Source organism: Luteimonas sp. MC1750, assembly GCF_016615955.1.
Classification (GTDB): Bacteria; Pseudomonadota; Gammaproteobacteria; order Xanthomonadales; family Xanthomonadaceae; genus Luteimonas.
Map to the genome: position 1 here is coordinate 1,376,957 of NZ_CP067113.1, position 20,414 is coordinate 1,397,370.

The following is a 20,414-nucleotide window of genomic DNA, read 5'->3' on the forward strand; positions in this document are numbered from 1 at the left end:
GTGCCCGCCACAGGAGTTGTCCGTGAACCCTTCATTCCGCCTGCCCCGCGCCGCGCTCGCCAGCGCCTGCGCCATCCTCCTGCTCGCCGCGTGTGGCGGCAGCCAGCCCGCGGCCGATGCCGACGCCAGCGCGGCGGCCACCGGCACGGCGTCGACCGATGCCCCGGCCGCTGCGCCGGCCTCGGGCGGCGAGGTCAACCTCTACACCACCCGCGAGCCGGGCCTGATCCAGCCGCTGCTGGACGCGTTCACCGCCAGCTCCGGCATCCGGGTCAACACCGTGCTGCTCAAGGACGGCCTGCTCGAACGCCTGGGCGCCGAGGGCGAGCGCTCGGTGGCCGACGTGCTGATGGTGGTCGACACCGGCAACATGCTCGACCTGGTCGAGGCTGGCCATACCCAGCCGCTGCAGTCCGCGGCGCTGGAATCGGCCATCCCGGAACACCTGCGGGGCGGTGACGACCAGTGGTTCGCGATGAGCCTGCGCGACCGCGTGCTGTACGCGCACAAGGACCTCGACCTCGAGGGCTTCCACTACGAGGACCTGGCCGACCCGAAGTGGAAGGGCAAGGTCTGCATCCGCTCCGGCCAGCATCCGTACAACACCAGCCTGTTCGCGGCGATGATCGCCCACCACGGCGCGGCGCAGACCGAGACCTGGCTGCGCGGCGTCAAGGCCAACCTCGCGCGCAAGGCCGCCGGCGGCGACCGTGACGTGGCCCGCGACATCCTCGCCGGCATCTGCGACATCGGCATCGCCAACGCCTACTACGTCGGCCGCATGAAGAACGCCGAGCCGGGCTCCGAGCAGCACCAGTGGGGCGAGGCGATCAAGGTCATCCGCCCGACCTTCGACGTCGACAACGGCGGCACCCACGTCAACATCAGCGGCGCGGCCCTGGCCCGCCACGCGCCCAACCGTGACAACGCAGTGGCGCTGATGGAATACCTGGTGTCCGACGAGGCGCAGAGCCTGTATGCGCGCGCCAACTACGAATATCCGGTGAAGGCCGGCGTCGAACTCGACCCGGTGGTCGCGAGCTTCGGCGAGCTCACCGTCGATCCGCTGCCGCTGACCGAGGTGGTGGCCAACCGCCGCGAGGCCAGCGCGCTGGTCGACAAGGTCGGCTTCGACAACTGATCCGGCGGCATGGCGGCGACGGGAATGCCAGCGGGTGTGCTGCACCCGGTCGTCCACGGCGTGCCCCGTCGTGGCTTCGGCCGGCTGTTGCCCGAAGGGCCCTGGCAGTGGGCCGCGGTGGCGATCGCGGCGCTGGTGCTGCTGCCCTTGGCCTCGCTGGCCTGGACCGCGCTGCAGGGCGGGCAGGAGGGGCTGTGGACCCACGTTGCGCGCTATGTCCTTCCCGGGGCGGTGCGCAACACGCTGGCGCTGCTGCTCGGCGTCGGCGCGCTGGTGGTGGCGATCGGCACCGGCGCGGCCTGGCTGGTCACCGCGTTCGACTTCCCCGGGCGGCGCACCGTCGCCTGGGCGCTGCTGCTCCCGCTGGCGGTGCCGACCTACATCGTCGCCTTCGCCTACCTGGACCTGCTGCATCCATTGGGTCCGGTGCAGGGCCTGGTGCGCGACCTGCTGGGACATGAGAGCCCGCGTGACTTCCGCCTGCCCGACATCCGCGGCCTGGCCGGCTGCATCGTCCTGCTGGGCTTCGTGCTCTATCCCTACGTCTACCTGACCACGCGCGCGATGTTCATGACCCAGGCCGCCGGCCTGCTGGACGCGGCGCGCACCCTGGGGGCGACTCCGCTGCAGGTGTTCCGGCGCGTGGCGCTGCCGCTGGCGCGGCCGGCGATCGCGATCGGCACGGCCCTGGCGCTGATGGAAGTGCTCAACGACATCGGCGCATCCGAGTTCCTCGGGGTGCAGACGATGACCGTCGCGGTCTACACCACCTGGGTGACGCGCTCGGACCTGCCCGGCGCGGCGCAGATCGCGCTGGCGATGCTGGCGATCGTGGTCGCGCTGCTGGCGCTGGAGCGCCATGCGCGGCGGCGGCAGCGCTATGCGGCCGGCGAACGGCCGCGACCAATGCGGCCGCGGCGGCTGCGCGGCGGCGCGGCGGCGCTGGCGCTGGCGCTCGGCCTGTTCCCGGTGCTGGTCGGCTTCGTGCTGCCCGCGGGCTACCTGGCCTGGGAGGCCCTGGAGCGCATCGGCCGCCACGGCGTCTCGCCGCAGCTGCTGGCCAGCGTTGGCAATACCGTGGGCGTGGCGCTTGCGGCGACGGTGGTGACCCTGGCCGCCGGCCTGGTCCTGGGCTGGTCGATGCGCCTGGCACAGGGCCGCCGGCGGCCCGCCGGCGCGCTGCTTGCGCTGCGCGCCGGCAGCCTCGGCTACGCGGTGCCGGGCACGGTGCTGGCGATCGGCCTGCTGCTGCCGCTGGCCTGGTTCGACGACGGCGCGAACGCCGTGCTGTCCGGCTTCGGCATGACGCCGCGGATGCTGCTGATGGGCTCGGCGTCGGCGCTGGTGCTGGCCTATGCGGTGCGCTTCCTGGCGATCGCCGCCGGCGGCGTCGAATCCGGCCTCGCGCGCATCCCGCCCAGCCTCGACCAGGCCGCGGCCAGCCTCGGCCACGCGCCGGGCAGCACGCTGCGGCGCATCCACCTGCCGCTGCTGCGCCCGGCGATGGCCGCGGCCGCGCTGCTGGTCTTCGTCGACGCGATGAAGGAGCTGCCGGCCACCCTGCTGCTGCGGCCACTGAATTTCGAGACCCTCGCGACCTGGCTCTATGCCGAAGCCTCGCGGGGCACCTATGAGGAAGGCGCGGTGGCGGCGCTGCTGATCGTCGCCGTCGGCCTGCTGCCGGTGGTACTGCTGGCACGCACCGGCGTGCGCTATGGACGGGAGAGGATGGCGTGACCGAGGCGCTGCTGGACATCACGGGCATCCGCGTCGGCTATCCGGCCCCGGAAGGCGGGACGCGCGTCGTGGTCGACGCCCTGTCGCTGGCGCTGGGCGCGGGCGAGATCGGCTGCCTGCTCGGCGCATCGGGCTGCGGCAAGACCACGGTGCTGCGCGCGGTCGCGGGCTTCGAGCCGGTGCTGGACGGCAGCATCGACGTCCAGGGTCGCCGCGTGGCCGCGCCGGGGCTGTCGCTGCCGCCGGAGCAGCGCAGCGTCGGGATGATGTTCCAGGACTACGCGCTGTTCCCGCACATGGACGCGGCGGCGAACATCGCCTTCGGCCTGCGCGGCCGCGCGCGCGTGGAGCAGCGGGCGAGGGTGGCCGAAATGCTGTCCCTGGTCGGCCTGGGCGATCGGGGCGGTGCCTATCCGCACGAGCTGTCCGGCGGCCAGCAGCAGCGCGTGGCCCTGGCGCGCGCGCTGGCGCCGGGGCCGGCGCTGCTGCTGCTCGACGAGCCCTTCTCCAACCTCGATACCGATACCCGGCAGCAACTGGCGGCCGAGTTGCGCGGCCTGCTGAAGGCCTCCGGCGCGACCGTCCTGATGGTGACCCACGACCAGTCCGAGGCCTTCACCATGGCCGACCGCATCGGCGTGATGGACCGCGGCCGCATCCTGCAGTGGGACTGCGCCGAGGCGCTGTACCGGCGCCCGCTGGACCGCTTCGTGGCCGGCTTCATCGGTCGCGGAACCCTGGTGCCGGCGTCCGCCGTCGGCCTCGGGCGCCGCGGCGAGGTGCTGCTGCGGCCCCATGCGCTGCGGCCCGACCCCGAGGGTCCGGTGGCGGCGGAGCTGGTGGCGCTGTCGTTCCGCGGCCCCGGCCATGTCATCGGGCTGCGCCTGGGCGGCGGCGCGGTGGTGGAGGTGGACCTGGAGGATGCCGACGTGGCCGCGCTGCGCGCGCTGGCGCCCGGCGCGCCGCTGCGCCTGCGGCTGGCCGAGGACGCGCTGGTCGGCTTCGACTGAGACCGCGACAATGGGCGGCCCTTTCCACGCCAGGCCGCCGATGTCCCGAATGCAGTTCGAATTGCTCGCCAGCGACGGCGCCGCCCGCCGCGGGCGGCTGACGTTCCCCCGCGGCACGGTGGAGACGCCTGCCTTCATGCCGGTGGGCACCTACGGCACGGTGAAGGGCATGCTGCCCGGGCAGGTGCGCGACCTCGGCGCCGAGATCATCCTCGGCAACACCTTCCACCTCTACCTGCGCCCGGGCCTCGAAGTGATCGAGGCCCACGGCGGCCTGCACGGCTTCGCGCGCTGGGACGGTCCGATCCTCACCGACTCCGGCGGCTTCCAGGTGTTCTCGCTGGCGCACCGGCGCAGGATCACCGAGGCCGGCGTGACCTTCGCCGCGCCCATCGACGGCTCGAGGGTCTTCCTCGGCCCCGAGGAATCGATGCACATCCAGAAGGTGCTGGGCTCGGACATCGTGATGATCTTCGACGAGTGCCCGCCGGTGCAGAAGGACGGCCAGCCGGTCGACCCGCGGGTGATCGAGCGCTCGATGGAGCTGTCGCTGCGCTGGGCCGGGCGCTCGAAGCGGGCCCACGAGGGCAACGACGCGGCGCTGTTCGGCATCGTGCAGGGCGGCGTGCACCAGGACCTGCGCACGCGCTCGGCGGCCGGCCTCCGGGACATCGGTTTCGACGGCTATGCGATCGGCGGGCTGGCGGTAGGCGAGACCGAGGCCGAGCGCAACGCGATGCTCGAGCACACCTGCCCGCAACTGCCCGTCGACCGGCCGCGCTACCTGATGGGCGTGGGCCGGCCGGAGGACCTGGTCGACGGCGTGGCCCGCGGCGTGGACATGTTCGACTGCGTGATGCCCACCCGCAACGCCCGCAACGGCCATTACTTCACCTCCACCGGCACGGTGCGCATCCGCAACGCGAAGTACGAGCGCGACCTGCGGCCGATCGAGGAGGGCTGCGGCTGCGCGGCCTGCAGCGGCGGCTACACCCGCGCCTACCTGCGCCACCTCGACCGCTGCAACGAGATGCTGGGACCGATCCTCGGCACCCTGCACAACCTCTGGTACTACCAGAAGCTCATGGCCGACATGCGCGCCGCGATCGCCTCGGGAACCTTCGGGGCCTTCCGGCGGTCTTTCCTCGCGGCACGGCAGGCCCCCGGGGCCTGACCCGCCCACTTGCAGGAGCGGCTACAGCCGCGATCGGCGTCCGGTCCCGGTCGGACCTGGCAATCGCGGCTGTAGCCGCTCCTACAGGTCGGAGCACGGGCCCAGTGGGCCCGTGGCATACTGTTTCGCTGATTTCCGCATCGGACCGCCCTGAATGAACCTGCTCGACTTCTTCATCGCCCCCGCCTACGCCCAGGCCGCTCCCGCGGCGCAGAGCCCGCTGAGCATGTTCGCCTTCCCGGTGATCCTGCTGCTGATCATGTACTTCCTGATGATCCGCCCGCAGATGAAGCGCGCCAAGGAACACCGCGCCATGGTCGAGAAGCTCTCGGTCGGCGACGAGGTGATCACCAGCGGCGGCATCGCCGGCGTGGTGCGCCGCGTGGGCGACAGCTTCATCACCGTCGAGATCGCCGACAACGTCGAGATCCGCGTGCAGAAGAACGCCGTCGGCAACGTGCTGCCCAAGGGCTCGCTCAAGGCCGCCTGACACCCGCCGGAGGCACGGGGCCCGGCGTAAGCGCCGGCCCGTGCCGACGCCTGCTCCAGAACCCGTCACTCCCGCCCGCGGGACGACCTCGCGCAAGACCTGACCATGCTCGAATTTCCCCGCTGGAAGTACGTCACCATCCTCCTCGTGGTGTTGCTGGCGACGCTCTACGCGCTGCCGAACATCTACCCGCAGGATCCCTCGGTGCAGATCACGTCCAACCGCGGCGCCGCCACCGGCGTCGAACTGGACGCGAAGATCGACCAGGCGCTGTCGACGGCCGGCGTGACGCCGAAGTCGGTCGACACCGAAGGCGAGGGCGAGCGCATGGTCCGGTTGCTGGACCTGGACGACCAGACCCGCGCCGCGGACGCGCTGCGCCCCGTGCTCGGCGAAGACTACGTGGTCGCGCTCAACCTCGCGTCCACCGTGCCGGACTGGCTGTCCTGGTTCGGCGCCAAGCCGATGCTGCTCGGCCTCGACCTGCAGGGCGGCGTGCACTTCGTGCTCCAGGTCGACCAGAAGGCCGCGCTGGACAAGCGCCTGGACGCCTACGCCGACGAGGTCCGCGCGATCCTGCGCGACAACCGCATCCGCTATGAATCGGTCGAGCGCAACGCCACCGGCACGACCGTGGCCCAGCTGAGCGACGCCGCCGACGCCAACCGCGCGATGACACTGCTGGCCACCGCGCAGCCGACGCTCCTGCGCGAGGCCGTGGGCAGCCGCATCACCATCCGCGTGCCCGAGACCGAGCTCAACCAGATCTCGGCCGACGCGATCGACCAGAACATCACCACCCTGCGCAACCGCGTCGACGAAGTGGGCGTGGGCGAGCCGGTGATCACCCGCCAGGGCAACGACCGCGTCGTCGTGCAGCTCCCGGGCGTGCAGGACACCGCCGAAGCCAAGCGCATGATCGGCGCCACTGCGACGCTGGAATACCGCGCGGTGATCGATGGCGACCCCTACGACGCCGTGGCTTCGGGCAGCGTCCCGCCGGAAGCACGCGTGTACTACCGGCGCGAGACCGGCATCGACGGCAAGCCGATCCCGGTGCTGCTGTCCAAGCGCGTGATCGCGTCGGGCGAGCAGATGGTCGCCGCACAGTCGACGCTGGACGAGAACGGCATGCCCGCGGTCAGCGTCACGCTCAACAACCTCGGCGGCCAGCGCATGTTCGACTTCACCACGGTGAGCGTGGGCAAGCCGATGGCGGTGGTGTACATCGAGCGCGTGCCGCAGGTGACCACGAACGCCGCGGGCGAGGACGTCCGCAGCTTCCGCGTGAGCGAAGAGGTGATCTCGGTCGCCAACATCAACGGCGTCTTCGGCAAGCAGTTCCAGACCACCGGCCTGGAGAAGGCCGAGGCCGACGGCCTGGCGCGGCTTCTGCGCTCGGGCTCGCTGGCCGCGCCGATGGACTTCATCGAAGAGCGCATCGTCGGTCCCAGCCTCGGCAAGGAGAACGTGGCGCGCGGCACGACCGCGGTGCTGTACGCCTTCGTGTTCACCCTGCTGTTCTTCGGCATCTACTACCGGATGTTCGGCCTGTTCACCTGCGTCGCGCTGCTGCTCAACCTCCTGATGGTGGTCGCGATCATGAGCGTGTTCAACGCGACCATGTCGCTGCCGGGCTTCGCCGGACTTGCGCTGTCGATCGGCATGTCGGTGGACGCCAACGTGCTGATCAACGAGCGGATCCGCGAGGAGCTGCGCGCGGGCATGCCGCCCAGGGCGGCGATCGCCAACGGCTACGACAAGGCCTCGGGCACGATCTTCGACTCCAACATGACCGCGCTGCTCGCCGGCATCGCGCTGTTCGCCTTCGGCACCGGCCCGCTCAAGGGCTTCGCGGTGACCATGGTGATCGGCATCCTGACCTCGGTGTTCACCGCGGTGACCGTCTCGCGCGGCATCGCCACCCTGGTCTACGGCGGCAAGCGCAAGCTCAAGACCCTGGCCATCTGACGCGGGCACACGACACATGAACATCTTTCCCCTGCGCCTCATCCCGGCCACCCCGAACATCGACTTCATGCGCCTGCGCTGGGTGTCGGTGGCCGCCTTCGTGCTGCTCACCGTCGTCGCCATCGGCGCGATCGCCGGCAAGGGCTTCAACTACGCGCTCGACTTCACCGGCGGCACCGTGGTCGAGCTGCGCTTCCAGCAGCCGGCCAACGTCGACGGCGTGCGCGAGCGCCTGGCCGACGCCGGCTATCCGGGCGCACAGGTGCAGACCTTCGGCAGCGGCAGCGACCTGCTGGTGCGCCTGCAGCCGCGCGATGGCGAGACCAGCGCCGAGGCCACCTCGCGCACCGCGACCGAAGTGCTGGAAGCGGCGTCGGTCGAGGGCAACAGCGCCACCATCCAGAGCAGCGCGTTCGTCGGGCCGCAGGTTGGCCGCGACCTGGCCTGGAACGGCCTGTACGCGGTGCTGTTCGTGGTCGTCGGCTTCCTGATCTACATCGGCTTCCGCTTCGAATGGAAGTTCGCGGTCGCGGCCATCGTCACCACACTCAACGACGTGCTGATCGTGGCCGGCTGGTTCGCGATCAGCGGCCAGGAGTTCGACCTGACCGTGCTCGCCGGCCTGCTGTCGGTGATGGGCTTCTCGATCAACGACACCATCGTGGTCTTCGACCGCGTGCGCGAGAACTTCCGCAGCATGCGCGCGCCGCCGATGGAGGTGCTGAACGCCTCGATCAACCAGACGCTGTCGCGCACGATCATCACCTCGGTGGTGGCCTTCCTGACCGTGCTGGCGCTGTTCCTCTACGGCGGCGGTTCGCTGGAAGGCATGTCGCTGGCGATGATGGCCGGCATCGTGATCGGCACGCTGTCGTCGATCCTGGTGGCCTGTCCGCTGCTGACCATGGGCTTCCTCAGGGTCACCAAGCAGGACCTGCTGCCCAAGGCGCGCGACGAAGCCGAGCTCGCCCGCAGGCCCTGAGGCGCTGGCACGGCAGCCACGGCAGCAAACAGGAAACCCCGCCTCGTGGCGGGGTTTTTTTGTGGCTGCTCTCCGGGGGAGGCAACGCGCAGGTGCTGCCTGCTCCGCGGCGCTTCGACGCATGGCCTGCTGCCGCTCATGTCCCCCGATGCCGGCCCGTCGGGCCGGCATCTCCTCCTTGACTTCCCGTCAGCAGGCCACGCGCCAAAGCGATGCAGGCCGCGGTGGACCGGTGCAAGAGCAAGAGCAAGGAAGAGCAGGAACCGTGCGCCGGCCGTGGCGCAGGCGCTGCGTCCTGCGGCCGGAACCGCTCCGGACGACGGTCCGAAATCCGCCGACGCCCGAACCGCTGAGTTTGGGGAGAATGCCGCCTTCTGGTTCTTGCCGAGCTCGGGAGAAGAACATTCTTTCCTGCCCTTTTCGGCGCCGCAGCAGTCGCGTGCGGCGAGCAGCTCGTCGCATCCAATGTGCGCCGTTCCGCATGGCGCGTGCCGGGTTTAGGCGGCGGCATGAGCTTCGTTCTGTTCCGGAGAGAAGGCAGGCTCGGAACTCGACACCGCATTACGCGGCCGGAGTCGACGCTCTTGATGTCCGCTCCGAAGCCGACGAATGCGGGTGCCCGTCCCGCGCGCAGGGGGTGTGCGTACAGCCGGCCATGGATGGCCGGCGGCCGGCCTTGGGAGCAGGATGCGGACAGGACGGGGGAGCACACCCCCTGCGTGCGGGACGGGCGGCGCGGATCATCACGAAGCGACCGGATCGGGGCGAACGCCCTGAACAAGGCTCCGCCCCCACAGACAACACCGGACAAGTCGTGAAGCAGCGCCGCCGCAAAGCCCCCGGGCAGGGGGCTGACGCGAGGCTCAGTACGCCGCGGCGTAGCCCGAGGCGACGATGTTCTTCTGCAGCGCCTCGGACACCCGCAGGTTGCCGGCGACGATCTGGCGGCTGTGCATCGCCACGTGCACAGGACCCATCACGGCGCCCTTGTAGTCGGTGACCTTGCCGCCGGCCTCGCGCACCATCAGCATGCCCGCGGCGATGTCCCAGGCCTGCACCCCGGCCTCGAAATAGCCATCGAGGCGCCCCGCGGCCACGTAGGCCAGGTCGAGCGCGGCCGAACCCGTGCGGCGCACGTCCTCCGCGACCGACAGCACCTGGCGCAGCGCGTCGAACTGCGCGGCGGTGCGCTGGCGCTCGCGCGGATGGAAGCCCGTGGCGATGGTCGTCCCGGTGAGGTCCTTGCGTTCGGCCACGCGGATGCGCTTCTCGTTGAGCTGCGCGCCGCCGCCGCGGGTGGCGGTGAACAGCTCGTTGCGCAGCGGATCGAAGATCACCCCGTGCAGCGGCTCCGGGCCTTCGCACAGCGCGATCGAGACGCACCAGTGGGGAAAGCCGCGGAGGTAGTTGCTGGTGCCGTCGAGCGGGTCGATGACCCAGGTGTAGCGGCTGGCGCCGCGGCTGCCCTTCTGCTCGCCGTATTCCTCGCCGAGCACCGCGTACTCCGGATAGGCCCGGCGCAGTTCCTTCACCACCGCCGCCTCGGCGAGCCGGTCGACCTCGCTGGCATAGTCCATGCGGTCCTTCTCGACGACGTTGATCGCGTCGAGCTTGTGCATGTGGCGCAGCAGGATGTTGCCACCGGCGCGAGCCGCCTTGACCATGATGTTGACGGCAGGTTGTTGCATCGCAGGGGGGCTCCGGCGTTGGGATGGGCAGCAGGGGGAAAGAGCGGGACGGCTCGAGGCCGCCGCACAGTTTACCATTCGCGCCCATGAACACCGTCCAGCCAGCGGGCGAAGTCCGCATCGTCCTCGTCGGCACGTCGCATCCGGGCAACATCGGCTCGGCTGCCCGCGCCATCAAGACCATGGCCCTCGAGCGGCTGGTGCTGGTCGCGCCGGAGCGCTTTCCGCACGCCGACGCCGTGGCGATGGCGGCCGGTGCCGACGATGTGCTGGAGAACGCGACGATCGTCGCCAGCCTTGCCGAGGCGGTCGCCGACTGCAGCCTGGTGCTGGGCTGCACCGCGCGCAGCCGACGGATCCAGCTCGAGGAGCTGTCGCCGCGCGCGGGCGCGGCGCGCCTGCTCGATGCGGCGCTGCCGGGTGCGCCCGTGGCCCTGGTCTTCGGCCGCGAGCGCACCGGGCTCGAGAACGACGAGCTGCAGCTCTGCCACGCGGCGGTGCATATCCCGGCCAATCCGGGCTACAGCTCGCTGAACCTGGCCGCGGCGGTGCAGGTACTCGCCTACGAGCTGCGGGTGGCGACCCTGGAGCGCGCCGGGCTGCCGACCGGCGGCGGCGACGGCCACCGCGAGGCGCCGGCAAGCCATGCCCAGCTCGAGGGCTTCTTCGACCAGCTCGGCGAGACCCTCGACGTGATCGACTTCCACAAGGGCCGGGCACCCGAGTCGGCGATGCGCAAGCTGCGCCGGATCTTCCTGCGCTGCGACCTGGACGAACGCGAGGTGCGCCTGTTGCGCGGGGTGCTTGCGGACGCCCAGCGCATGGCGAGGCTGGCGGCCCGGGACCCGGATTGATATGTGCTGGCGGTCATGTTTTCGGCTAACCTGCGGCATTCCCCGCCTGCACGGTGCGAGCACACGCAAGATGCCCCGCCGCCTCCGCCAGCTCCTGCTCGCGATGGCTGCATCGCTCGCCTTCTGTGTCCCGGCACTCGGTGCCCCCGTGGCGGCCGCCGAGCCGGGGGTGCTGGTGCTCGGGCGGATCAGCGACGATCCCGCCGCGCACTACGACCAGCTGCGCCAGCTTCTCGACTACGTGGTGCCGCGCATGGCCGATGTCGGCATCCGCGAGGGCCGCGTGCTGATGGCGCGCGACAGCAAGCAGATGGAGAGCTATCTGCGCCGCGGCCGCGTGGACTGGGTCACCGAGACCTCGGGCAGCGCGATGGCGCTGCAGACGCGCGCCGGTGCCACGCCATTGCTGCTGACCGAGCGCGACGGCGTCGGCGCGTACCACACGGTGTTCATCGCGCGCCGTGACAGCGGCATCGCCGGGCTGGCCGACCTGCGCGGGCGCAGCATCGCGTTCCAGAATCCCAGCTCGACGAGTGCCTACTTCGTGCCGGCAATGACCCTGATCGGCCGCGGACTGGAGCTCGAGATCCTGCTGTCGCCGACCGACCGGCCGGCGGAAGGCTCGATCGGCTACCTGTTCGCGCGCTCCGAGCTCAACATCTCCACCTGGGTGCACAAGGGCCTGGTCGACGCCGGCGCCTTCAGCAACCTCGACTGGGAGAGCGTGCAGCGGATGCCCGAGAGCTACCGCCGCGACCTCGTCGTGTTCCACTCCACCGCCGCCTTTCCGCGCGGGCTGGAGATGGTGCGCGGCGACCTCGAGCCGGCGATCGCCGCGCGGCTGCGCGAGGTGCTGGCCGGCGCGGCCAACGACCCCGCGGCCAGCGAGGCCCTGCAGCGCTTCTTCGGCACCACGCGCTTCCTGCCGATCGACGCCGAGACGGCGCGCGCGCTGGACCTGCTGCGCGCGGGCGTGGCCAACGTCGGCAAGGTGGTCGAATGAGGGCGGGCGGCGGACTGTATGCCCGCTTCCTCGCCTCCCTGGTGCTCGCCGTTCTTGCGGTGCTGGCGGTCGTGGCGGTGGTCCTGCACCGCCAGGAAGTGATGCGCAGCGAAGTGCTCGACCTCGGCCGCGAGTCGATGCACGCGCTGGCCTTCGACCGCCTGGCCGAACGCTCGGAAGCCGCGGCGGTCGAGACCGCCCGCGGCCTGGTCAACCCGCTGTACTACTTCGACCTGGACGAGATCGGAAGCCTGCTGCGCGCCGCACTGCGCCAGCCGGACGTCGCCTATGCCCTGGTCTACGACAACGACGGCGCGGTGATCCACGACGGCTCGCGCGACATCCGCACCTACGGCCAGGTGATGGACGACCCGATGGCCTTCGAGGTGGTGACCGCGCGCGCGCCGCACATCCAGGCCAGCGACGAGGTGCTCGACGTCGCGGTGCCGTTGTACATCGGCGACGTGCGCCTCGGCGGGCTGCGGCTGGGCTACTCGCTGGCCTCGGTGATCGACGACGAGCGCCGGGCCACCGCCGGCATGGGCGCGCGCCTGACCGCGATCGGGCAGCGCCACGCCGGCTGGATCGCCACCCTGATGGCCGGCCTGGTCCTGCTGGCGGTGGGGCTGGGCATGCTGGTGCAGCGCACCCTCGTGCGCCCGGTGCGCGAGCTGGCCGATGCCGCGCGCCAGATCGAGGGCGGCAACTTCGTGGCCGGCATGCCCGACAGCCGCCGCAGCGACGAGGTCGGCGACCTGGTGCGTGCCTTCGGTCGCATGCGCGAAAGCATCGCCCGCCACGACCGCGACATGCGGCGCATGGCCTACACCGATGCGCTCACCGGGCTCGGCAACCGGCTCGCGTTCCGCGAGGCGCTGGACCGCAGGCTGATGGAGCTGCACGGCGCCGGCCGTCAGCTCGCGCTGCTGTTCGCCGACATCGACGACTTCAAGCGCGTCAACGACACCCTGGGACACGACGCCGGCGACGAAGTGCTGGTGCAGTTCGCCAACCGCATCTCCGAGCAGGTGGACCGCCTGGGCGGGGAGGGCGCGGTGCTGGCGCGCTTCGGCGGCGACGAGTTCGTGATCCTGGTGGAGTCCGACGTCGACGCGTCCGACCCGATCCGCGAGGTGGCCGGCCACCTGGCCGAGACCCTGGTGGCCGAGCTCAGCCGGCCGATCGTGGTCGGAGGCCGGCAGGTGTTCCTGGGCACCTCGATCGGCGTGACCGTGTTCCCCGACGACGCGGTGGGCGCCACGATGCTGATGAAGAACGGCGACATCGCGATGTACCAGGCGAAGGTCGCCGGCAAGAACTGCCACCGCTTCTACAGCCGGGCGATGGACCAGGCGGTGGAGCGCAGGGTGCGGATGGAGCAGGACCTGCGCGGCGCCTGGGAGCGCGGCGAACTCAGCCTGGCCTACCAGCCGGTGTACCGGCTCGAAGACCGCCGGCTGGTCGGCGCCGAGGCGCTGCTGCGCTGGCAGCATCCCGAGTACGGCGCGGTGGCGCCTTCGGTGTTCATCGACGTGGCCGAGCAGAGCGGCCTGATCGAGACCATCGGCCCGCAGGTGCTGCGCGCGGCGTGTGCCGATGCCATGCAGTGGCGCCGCGACTTTCCCGGCTGCGAACTCTTCGTCTCGGTCAACGTCTCGCCGCGCCAGCTGCGCAACGGCGACCTGGCGACGGTCGTCGACGAGGTGCTCGAGGACATCGGGCTGCCGGCGGCCTGCCTGCACGTCGAGCTGACCGAGACCGCGGTGATCGGCGACGAGCTGCGCGTGAGCAGCCTCCTGGCGCGATTGCGCGATGCCGGCGTCAAGGTCTGGCTGGACGACTTCGGCACCGGCTTCTCCGGCCTGAGCCACCTGAGGCGGGTGCCGGTGGACGGCGTCAAGATCGACCGCAGCTTCATCGCCGACGTGCTGCGCGATCCCGACGACCTGGCGCTGACCACGGCGATCATCGCCATGGCGCACTCGCTGGGCATCACCGTGGTGGCCGAGGGCGTGGAGAAGGAAGGCCAGTACGACGTGCTGCGCGAGCGTGGCTGCGACCTGGCCCAGGGCTACTGGCTGGGCCACCCGATGACCGGACACGACTTCCGCGGCCTGCTGGGCTGAGGCGACGTGGCGGGCCTCAGCGGCCGGGCGTGATCCAGTCCACCGCCAGCGCGCCCAGCGTGCCGCCGGCGGCGCCGAAGGCCGCGATCGCCACCAGCCCGGCGCCCCAGACCACCAGCATCAGCGCGCCATCGCGCTCCAGCAGGGCGAAGGCATAGCCCAGCAGCAGCACGCCGAAGACGTAGTTGGTGAACGGGATCGGCAGCGCCAGCAGCACGCCCAGCAGCACCAGCAGCAGGCCGGTGAAGAAGGTCGCGGCGGGGTGGTCGATCATCCCCGGCAGCCGCGGTCGCACCAGGCGCTCCAGGCGCGCAAGCCACGGCGAGATCCGGTGCTCGAAGCGTGCCAGCGTGCCGCGCCTGGGACCCCGCCGGGCGACCACGCGCGGAAGCCAGGGGCGGCGCATCAGCACCAGCAGCTGCAGTCCGACCAGGATCACCAGCGGTCCGCTGAGCGCACCGGCGACGCCGGGGATCGGCAGGAAGGCGGGCAGGGTGGCGATGAACAGCAGCATGCCGAACAGGCTGCCGCCCAGGCCTTCCAGCATCGAACTCAGGGTCACGACGTCGTCGGCCGGACCCGCCGCCAGCGCGGCCAGCACCGCGCGCGCGGTGGCGCGCGGCGGCGGCGCGTGGGGCTCAGCCATCGCCGACGGACGCGGCATCGATCCGCTGCAGCAGCAGCTTGTCGATGCGGGGACCGTCGAGGTCGACGACCTCGATGCGCCAGCCGGCCCATTCGAAGTGCTCGCCGACGCTCGGGATGCGGCCGAAGTGGGCGATGGTCATGCCGGCGGCGGTGTTGTAGTCGCGGTCGTCGCCGTCGGGCAGGGCCTTGCCGTCGAGGAGTTCGCGCAGCGAGTCCGCGCCCAGCGCGCCATCGACCAGGAGCGAGCCGTCGTCGCGCTCGACCACCAGCGGATGGGCATCCGCGCCTTCGCCGCTCGAGGTGCGGCCGATGACCGCCTCGAGCACGTCGTTGACGCTGATGATCCCGGTGACGTCGCCGTATTCGTCGACCACCAGGGCCAGCGACTGCTGTTCCTCGCGCAGGATCTCGACCAGCTTCATCGCCGGTGTCGACTCGGACACGAACAGCGGCTCGCGCAGCTGCTCGAACAGGTCGAAGTCACCGGTACGCAGCCGGTCGATCAGCGACTTCACCTCGAGGATGCCGACCACTTCGGCGTCGCTGCCGCGATACACCGGATAGCGCGAGAAGGGCGTCTCGCGCATCGTGGCCAGGTTCTCGTCCAGCGTCTCGGCGGCGTCGAGCCAGGCGATGCGGGTGCGCGGCGTCATCAGGCTCTCGGCCTGGCGGTCGCCGAGCGCCATCACCCGGTGCATCATGTTGCGCTCGTCGGCATCGATCACGCCTTGGGCATGGCCTTCGCTGACCAGCATGCGGATCTCCTCCTCGGAGATCGCGCCGCGCTCGTCGTCGCGGATGCCCAGCAGGCGCAGCACGCCGCGGTTGATCGCGCCGAGCAGCCAGACCACCGGCTTGGCCGCCGTGGCCAGGAACTCCAGCGGCAGCGCGACCATGCTGGCGATGGTCTCGGCATTGGTCAGCGCCAGCCGCTTGGGGATGAGCTCGCCGAAGATCACCGATCCGGCGGTGATCAGGCCGACCGCGGTGCCCAGCCCGATCGGGCGCGCGTACTCGGCGGCCGCCGGGACGACGTCGTCGATCCAGTCCGCGACCAGCAGGCCGATGGCCTCGCCACCGAGCAGGCCGGTCAGCACGCCGATCAGGGTGATGCCGATCTGCACCGTGGACAGCAGGTTGTCGGGGTGTTCGGCCAGCTTGACCGCGGCGCGGGCGCCACGGCTGGTCTCGGCCATCTGCCGCAGGCGCGGCAGGCGCGAGGTGACCAGGGCCATCTCCGACATGGCGAAGAAGCCGTTGAGCGCGATCAGCGCCATGACGACGATCAGCTCAATCATCGCGACCGGCGTCCTTGGCCCGTCGGGCCGGAAGCGGGTGTAACCGGGGGGGCAGCGCGGCGCAGCGGGGGTGCAGGCGGCGCTGCGGGGATCTAGGGTCGTCGTCCATGGTGTTCCGGGGCGGGGTGCGCAGCGCGCACGGCGGGATCATACCAGTCCGCCGCGGCGTCCCGATGAGTGGCGCGGGCTGGGCGGATGGTCACGATACCGTCATAATTCCGCGGCCCGCGATCCCGGGCAGTTCCCCAGCCCCCCGCGGAAGAGGCGACGCGCCATGTTTTCCCTGCAGACCATGTTCGGCCAAGGCAAGCAGTTCTACACGCTGCTCGAGGAGGCCGCCCAGGCCGCGCTGGACGCCGCCACCGCGCTCCACGTGATGCTGCGCGAGGCCGACCGCCAGCCGGCGCTGGATGCCTTCAAGCTCGCGCGCCTGCGCGAACGCGAGGCCTCGAACAAGATCAGCCAGGCCCTGGTCGACAGCTTCATCACGCCGATCGAGCGCGAGGACATCGAGGCGCTGGGCTCGGCGCTGTACAAGATCCCCAAGCAGATCGAGAAGTTCGCCGACCGCTACGCGCTGGCGACCGCGCACCTCGAGCACATCGACTTCGCGCCGCGCGCGGCGATGCTGGAACAGGCCGCCGGCGTCGTGGTGAAGATGGTCCGGCAGCTGCGCCACCTGAAGCTGGAGCCGATGAAGGCGCTCAACGACGAGCTGCGCGCGCTGGAGAACGAGGCCGACCGGCTGATGCTCGAGCTGTATCGCGACATCTACTCCGGCAAGCTCGACGCGCGCGAGATGTTCCTGCTCAAGGAGTTCTTCGAGATCCTCGAGAAGGCCATCGACCGCTGCCGCGAGGCGGGCGTCGTGGCCTACGAAATCGTGCTCAAGAACAGCTGAGGCCGGCACCATGCTTACCCTGGTGCTGGTGGTCATCCTGGTCGCGCTGACGTTCGAGTACATCAACGGCTTCCATGACACCGCGAACTCGATCGCCACCGTGGTCGCGACCAAGGTGCTGTCGCCGATGCAGGCGGTGGGCCTGGCCGCGGGCATGAACCTGATCGGCGCGCTCGCGGGGACCGCGGTGGCCAAGACGATCGCGTCCGGCCTGATCGACGCCGGCGTGGTCGAGGTGGGCTCGCAGCTGATCCTGTGCGCGCTGCTGGGCGGCATCACCTGGAACCTGATCACCTGGTGGTTCGGCCTGCCGTCCTCGTCCTCGCACGCGCTGATCGGCGGCCTGATCGGCGCCGCGCTGGCGGCGACCTCCAACAACTGGGACTCGATCATCTGGTCGCAGCCGGCCGAGCCGGTCTACAACAGCGCCGGCGTGCTGTGGAAGGTGATCGTGCCGATGGTCAGCTCGCCGGTGCTCGGCTTCGCCGCGGGCTTCCTGATGATGGGCGTGCTGTTCTTCGTCATCTCGATGATGGCGCGCAGTGGCGGGGTGCTGGCGCGCATCGCACGGCCGCGCTGGGTCAACGGATTCTTCGGCAAGGCGCAGATCGTCAGCGCCGCCGGCATGGGCTTCGCGCACGGCATGAACGATGCGCAGAAGACCATGGGCATCATCGCCCTGGCGCTGGTCAGCGCGCAGTCGGCGGGCACGCTCGACGCGTTGCCGCCGTGGCTGGCCTTCCTGCACCCGTCCGAAGGCGCCCTGGCCGAAGGCGACATCGACACCTGGATCAAGATCAGCTGCGCGCTGGTGATGGCCGCGGGGACCGCCGCCGGCGGCTGGCGGATCATCAAGACGCTGGGCCACAAGCTGGTCAAGCTGCACCCGATCCACGGCTTCGCGGCCGAGACCAGTGCGGCCTCGGTGATCCTGGCGGCTTCGTCGCTGGGCATCCCGGTGTCGACCACGCACAACATCTCCTCGGCGATCATGGGCGTGGGCACGGCCAAGCGGCTCAATGCCATCCGCTGGACGGTGGTCGAGAAGATGATCGGCGCCTGGATCCTGACCATCCCGATGTCGGGCGGCATCGCGTACGGGCTGTACTGGCTGCTGGGCTGGCTCGGGTGGCTGTAGGCGGCGCGCGGTCCCGCGTGGCGGGGTGATGCGCATCCACGCGGGCTGGATCGTCGCCGCGGTCGTCCTGCTCGCGCTGGCGATCGCGTCGGTCTTCTACCTGGAGGTGCATGTGCATCCGGTCTGCCACGACGCGCGAGCCTACTGGCGCATCGCCGGTGTCTACGCGGAGGGCGGGATCTTCGCGGGGCACCACGCCGCGAACATGCGGACCTGGCTTTACCCGGCCATGCTGATGCTGGTGCTGCAGCTGTCGGCAACCCTGGCGCTGGGGGCGGCGCCGCTGCTGTTCGTCCTGCAGTTCATCCTCCACCTGGGCTCGTGCGCGCTGCTGGGCGCGCGCGTCTTCGTCGGGAGGCCCGCCCCGGCCCTGCTGCTGTTCGCGCTCCTGGCCTGCAATCCCTTCGTGCTGCCCTATGTCGGCGTGTCGCTGACCGACGGCGCCGCGCTCGCCTGTTTCAATGTCTGGCTGGCGGCGATGGTTTCGGGCGCGCGACCCGGACGGTACCGCTGGGCATGGATCGCGCTGGCCGGCGCCATGGCGGGCGCCGCCTGCGCCATCCGGCCGGCCTATGTCTACCTGGTGCTGCTCACGCCTCTGGTTGCCTTCGCCGCCCGCAGGGGCTGGCGCGAGGGGCTGGGAGCGGTCGTGCTGGCGCTGCTGATGCCCTTCCTCGCGCTGGGCCCCCAGGTCGCGATCAACCAGCTGCACTTCGACCGCGCGACGCCGCTGCCGGTCGGCGACCTCCGCGCGGGCCAGATCATCTGGGGGATCACCAACCTCAAGTACGGCACCAGCCCGGTGCCCGAAGACGATCCGCGCATGTTCTACCCGAACCCGCTGGCGACCGGGACGGCCGGAGACGTGGACGGACTGGGCTGGTACCTGCGCCATCCCGCGCGCGGCGCCGGCACGCTGGCGCTGAAGCTGGTCGGTGCCTTCGACTTCGACTTCCTGCCGGCCTACGTCCGGGACCGCGACCCACCGCTGCAGTGGCTGTTCCGGCTGCTGTCCATCGGCCTGCTGCTCGCCGGCCTGTCCGGCATGTGGCTCTACCTGCGATGGACCCGGTTGGCGCAGGCCACCAGGCTCGGCCCGCGCTGGATGCCGGCGCTGGTGTTCACGGCATGGGCGGCGGTGACCCTGCCTTCGGCGGTGGAGCTTCGCTTCACGCTCCCGATGCTGCCGCTGCTGCTCGCACTGGCCGTGGTCGCCGGGGTCGGCCTTCGCGACCGCCAGTGGAACCTGTCGCGCCGGTCGCTGGCCGTGCCTGCGCTCGCATTCGTCGCCATGGTGCTGGCGGCGGGCTTCGTCGGTCGGCAGAACGTGATCTTCGACCCGACGCCTGCCGACGCCGCGACCATCGCGCTGTTCGAGTGCAAATGAGCCGCGCCGCCGGGCAGGCCCGACGCGGGTGTCAGAGCAGGTCGCCGTCGGCGCTGAGCACGCGCTCCAGGCGGTCGCCCATGCCGCCGATCTCCAGCACCAGGCGCCCGACCTCGGCCGCGTCCAGGCCGTCGTAGGGCCGGTTCTCGCACAGCTGCAGGTAGGGCACGCCATCGAGCTGGCCGATGGCCAGGTAGCCGACGCGGCTGTCCCAGTTGTAGGCGAGGGCGCGGCGGGCGTCGACGCCGGTGATCGGCGCCACCGCGGTGCTGACCCGCAGGTAGCAGCGGCCGTCATCGTCCTGGAGTTCGGACAGGAAGATCGACTGGTGGCGGCGGCCCGCGTCCAGGCTCAGCTCGACGCCGACCACGAAGGCCTCGCTGACGGTGGTGCGGAAGCCGTTGCTGCCGAGATGGCGGCGGACCTGTTCGAAGTTCTGCATGGCGGAACCCCCGCGTCGGGACGTGTCGCTATCCTAGCGCAATGGCTCCGGTCGACCCTGCAGAGCGCATCCTCGCCGCCGTGCGCGGCATTCCGCGCGGCGAAGTCGCCGGTTACGGCGAGGTCGCGCGCCGCGCCGGGCTGCCGGGGCGGGCGCGCTGGGTGGCGAAGCTGCTGGCGGCCAATGAGGACCCCGCGCTGCCCTGGCATCGGGTCCTGCGCAGCGACGGGCGGATCGCCTTCCCGCCGGACTCGGACCCGTGGCGCGAGCAGGCGCGACGCCTGCGCGCGGAGGGCGTGGAGGTGGTCGCCGGACGCGTGCGCACGGCGCGTCCCGCGCGTTCGCTCGACAGCGAGGTCTGGGGTCCCGGCTGAGCGCCCGCGACGACGGGCGCCTGCGGCCCAACCGGTATCATGGGGGTTGC

General features: G+C 71.0%; 18 protein-coding genes. 14 read left to right on the forward strand and 4 right to left on the reverse strand.

What is annotated here, in order from left to right; translation table 11 throughout:
* The first annotated feature begins 22 nt into the window (after nucleotides 1–22).
* The 7 genes from JGR68_RS06500 to secF all read left to right on the forward strand — a co-directional run bounded on the left by JGR68_RS06500 (nucleotide 23) and on the right by secF (nucleotide 8,505).
* The gene (locus tag JGR68_RS06500; protein WP_199362225.1) at nucleotides 23–1,141 is read left to right on the forward strand and encodes a Fe(3+) ABC transporter substrate-binding protein; all 1,119 of its coding nucleotides are present in this window, start codon (nucleotides 23–25) and stop codon (nucleotides 1,139–1,141) included.
* A gap of 24 nt (nucleotides 1,142–1,165) precedes the next feature.
* On the forward strand, nucleotides 1,166–2,878 hold the full coding sequence (locus JGR68_RS06505) for an iron ABC transporter permease (protein WP_199362224.1): 1,713 nt from the start codon (nucleotides 1,166–1,168) through the stop codon (nucleotides 2,876–2,878).
* The gene (locus JGR68_RS06510) at nucleotides 2,875–3,888 is read left to right on the forward strand and encodes an ABC transporter ATP-binding protein (RefSeq protein WP_199362223.1); all 1,014 of its coding nucleotides are present in this window, start codon (nucleotides 2,875–2,877) and stop codon (nucleotides 3,886–3,888) included. Before JGR68_RS06505 ends, JGR68_RS06510 begins: the two co-directional genes overlap by 4 nt.
* Nucleotides 3,889–3,928: 40 nt before the next feature.
* Nucleotides 3,929–5,062, forward strand: coding sequence for a tRNA guanosine(34) transglycosylase Tgt (tgt, locus tag JGR68_RS06515; protein ID WP_199362222.1), 1,134 nt, complete (start codon nucleotides 3,929–3,931; stop codon nucleotides 5,060–5,062).
* Nucleotides 5,063–5,216: 154 nt separating this feature from the next.
* Nucleotides 5,217–5,552: a preprotein translocase subunit YajC gene (gene yajC / locus JGR68_RS06520; RefSeq protein ID WP_199362221.1), complete on the forward strand. Its 336-nt coding sequence runs from the start codon at nucleotides 5,217–5,219 to the stop codon at nucleotides 5,550–5,552.
* A gap of 105 nt (nucleotides 5,553–5,657) precedes the next feature.
* Entirely contained in the window at nucleotides 5,658–7,523 is a 1,866-nt protein-coding gene (gene secD, locus JGR68_RS06525; protein ID WP_199362220.1) for a protein translocase subunit SecD, read from the forward strand.
* Nucleotides 7,524–7,539: 16 nt separating this feature from the next.
* Nucleotides 7,540–8,505 (forward strand): protein translocase subunit SecF, encoded by a 966-nt coding sequence (secF, locus tag JGR68_RS06530; protein WP_199362219.1) that lies wholly within the window; start codon nucleotides 7,540–7,542, stop codon nucleotides 8,503–8,505.
* An 863-nt stretch (nucleotides 8,506–9,368) separates the two neighbouring features.
* Here the strand turns inward: secF and JGR68_RS06535 are convergent.
* The gene (locus JGR68_RS06535) at nucleotides 9,369–10,193 is read right to left on the reverse strand and encodes an inositol monophosphatase family protein (RefSeq protein WP_199362218.1); all 825 of its coding nucleotides are present in this window, start codon (nucleotides 10,191–10,193) and stop codon (nucleotides 9,369–9,371) included.
* A gap of 86 nt (nucleotides 10,194–10,279) precedes the next feature.
* Between JGR68_RS06535 and JGR68_RS06540 the strand changes: the two genes are divergently transcribed.
* The 3 genes from JGR68_RS06540 (at nucleotide 10,280) to JGR68_RS06550 (ending at nucleotide 14,176) form a co-directional block, all read left to right on the forward strand.
* The gene (locus JGR68_RS06540; protein WP_199362217.1) at nucleotides 10,280–11,047 is read left to right on the forward strand and encodes an RNA methyltransferase; all 768 of its coding nucleotides are present in this window, start codon (nucleotides 10,280–10,282) and stop codon (nucleotides 11,045–11,047) included.
* A 70-nt stretch (nucleotides 11,048–11,117) separates the two neighbouring features.
* Complete coding sequence (locus JGR68_RS06545; RefSeq protein WP_199362216.1) at nucleotides 11,118–12,050, forward strand: phosphate/phosphite/phosphonate ABC transporter substrate-binding protein; 933 nt, start codon at nucleotides 11,118–11,120, stop codon at nucleotides 12,048–12,050.
* Nucleotides 12,047–14,176 carry a GGDEF domain-containing phosphodiesterase gene (locus tag JGR68_RS06550; RefSeq protein WP_199362215.1) on the forward strand — a complete coding sequence of 710 codons (2,130 nt, stop codon included), beginning with the start codon at nucleotides 12,047–12,049 and terminating at the stop codon, nucleotides 14,174–14,176. The genes JGR68_RS06545 and JGR68_RS06550 overlap by 4 nt, the downstream gene beginning before the upstream one ends.
* Nucleotides 14,177–14,192: 16 nt before the next feature.
* Here JGR68_RS06550 and JGR68_RS06555 read toward each other — a convergent pair whose 3' ends face one another.
* Both JGR68_RS06555 and JGR68_RS06560 read right to left on the reverse strand, forming a co-directional pair.
* Nucleotides 14,193–14,822, reverse strand: coding sequence for an exopolysaccharide biosynthesis protein (locus JGR68_RS06555; RefSeq protein ID WP_234446614.1), 630 nt, complete (start codon nucleotides 14,820–14,822; stop codon nucleotides 14,193–14,195).
* Nucleotides 14,815–16,122, reverse strand: coding sequence for a hemolysin family protein (locus JGR68_RS06560; RefSeq protein ID WP_199362213.1), 1,308 nt, complete (start codon nucleotides 16,120–16,122; stop codon nucleotides 14,815–14,817). The genes JGR68_RS06555 and JGR68_RS06560 overlap by 8 nt, the downstream gene beginning before the upstream one ends.
* A 274-nt stretch (nucleotides 16,123–16,396) precedes the next feature.
* On the opposite strand from JGR68_RS06560, the gene JGR68_RS06565 reads away from it, so the two are divergent.
* From JGR68_RS06565 to JGR68_RS06575, 3 genes are read left to right on the forward strand one after another with little or no spacing between them, the layout of a single operon-like run.
* A complete protein-coding gene (locus JGR68_RS06565; protein ID WP_199362212.1) occupies nucleotides 16,397–17,023 on the forward strand; it encodes a DUF47 family protein in 627 nt (208 codons plus the stop codon).
* A 10-nt stretch (nucleotides 17,024–17,033) separates the two neighbouring features.
* Complete coding sequence (locus JGR68_RS06570; RefSeq protein WP_199362211.1) at nucleotides 17,034–18,161, forward strand: inorganic phosphate transporter; 1,128 nt, start codon at nucleotides 17,034–17,036, stop codon at nucleotides 18,159–18,161.
* A gap of 28 nt (nucleotides 18,162–18,189) precedes the next feature.
* Entirely contained in the window at nucleotides 18,190–19,548 is a 1,359-nt protein-coding gene (locus JGR68_RS06575) for a hypothetical protein (protein ID WP_199362210.1), read from the forward strand.
* Between the two features lie 31 nt (nucleotides 19,549–19,579).
* On the opposite strand, the gene JGR68_RS06580 is transcribed toward JGR68_RS06575, so the two are convergent.
* Complete coding sequence (locus JGR68_RS06580) at nucleotides 19,580–19,990, reverse strand: hypothetical protein (RefSeq protein ID WP_199362209.1); 411 nt, start codon at nucleotides 19,988–19,990, stop codon at nucleotides 19,580–19,582.
* A 41-nt stretch (nucleotides 19,991–20,031) separates the two neighbouring features.
* Between JGR68_RS06580 and JGR68_RS06585 the strand changes: the two genes are divergently transcribed.
* Nucleotides 20,032–20,364 carry an MGMT family protein gene (locus JGR68_RS06585; RefSeq protein ID WP_199362208.1) on the forward strand — a complete coding sequence of 111 codons (333 nt, stop codon included), beginning with the start codon at nucleotides 20,032–20,034 and terminating at the stop codon, nucleotides 20,362–20,364.
* Nucleotides 20,365–20,414: the final 50 nt, after the last annotated feature.

Excerpts from the sequence above, each read along its gene's own strand:
- JGR68_RS06505 (WP_199362224.1), top strand. The coding sequence starts at position 1,166 with ATGCCAGCGGGTGTGCTGCACCCGGTCGTCCACGGCGTGCCCCGTCGT.
- tgt (WP_199362222.1), top strand. The coding sequence starts at position 3,929 with ATGTCCCGAATGCAGTTCGAATTGCTCGCCAGCGACGGCGCCGCCCGC.
- yajC (WP_199362221.1), top strand. The coding sequence starts at position 5,217 with ATGAACCTGCTCGACTTCTTCATCGCCCCCGCCTACGCCCAGGCCGCT.
- secD (WP_199362220.1), top strand. The coding sequence starts at position 5,658 with ATGCTCGAATTTCCCCGCTGGAAGTACGTCACCATCCTCCTCGTGGTG.
- secF (WP_199362219.1), top strand. The coding sequence starts at position 7,540 with ATGAACATCTTTCCCCTGCGCCTCATCCCGGCCACCCCGAACATCGAC.
- JGR68_RS06535 (WP_199362218.1), bottom strand. The coding sequence starts at position 10,193 with ATGCAACAACCTGCCGTCAACATCATGGTCAAGGCGGCTCGCGCCGGT.
- JGR68_RS06540 (WP_199362217.1), top strand. The coding sequence starts at position 10,280 with ATGAACACCGTCCAGCCAGCGGGCGAAGTCCGCATCGTCCTCGTCGGC.
- JGR68_RS06545 (WP_199362216.1), top strand. The coding sequence starts at position 11,118 with ATGCCCCGCCGCCTCCGCCAGCTCCTGCTCGCGATGGCTGCATCGCTC.
- JGR68_RS06550 (WP_199362215.1), top strand. The coding sequence starts at position 12,047 with ATGAGGGCGGGCGGCGGACTGTATGCCCGCTTCCTCGCCTCCCTGGTG.
- JGR68_RS06555 (WP_234446614.1), bottom strand. The coding sequence starts at position 14,822 with ATGGCTGAGCCCCACGCGCCGCCGCCGCGCGCCACCGCGCGCGCGGTG.
- JGR68_RS06560 (WP_199362213.1), bottom strand. The coding sequence starts at position 16,122 with ATGATTGAGCTGATCGTCGTCATGGCGCTGATCGCGCTCAACGGCTTC.
- JGR68_RS06565 (WP_199362212.1), top strand. The coding sequence starts at position 16,397 with ATGTTTTCCCTGCAGACCATGTTCGGCCAAGGCAAGCAGTTCTACACG.
- JGR68_RS06570 (WP_199362211.1), top strand. The coding sequence starts at position 17,034 with ATGCTTACCCTGGTGCTGGTGGTCATCCTGGTCGCGCTGACGTTCGAG.
- JGR68_RS06575 (WP_199362210.1), top strand. The coding sequence starts at position 18,190 with ATGCGCATCCACGCGGGCTGGATCGTCGCCGCGGTCGTCCTGCTCGCG.
- JGR68_RS06580 (WP_199362209.1), bottom strand. The coding sequence starts at position 19,990 with ATGCAGAACTTCGAACAGGTCCGCCGCCATCTCGGCAGCAACGGCTTC.
- JGR68_RS06585 (WP_199362208.1), top strand. The coding sequence starts at position 20,032 with ATGGCTCCGGTCGACCCTGCAGAGCGCATCCTCGCCGCCGTGCGCGGC.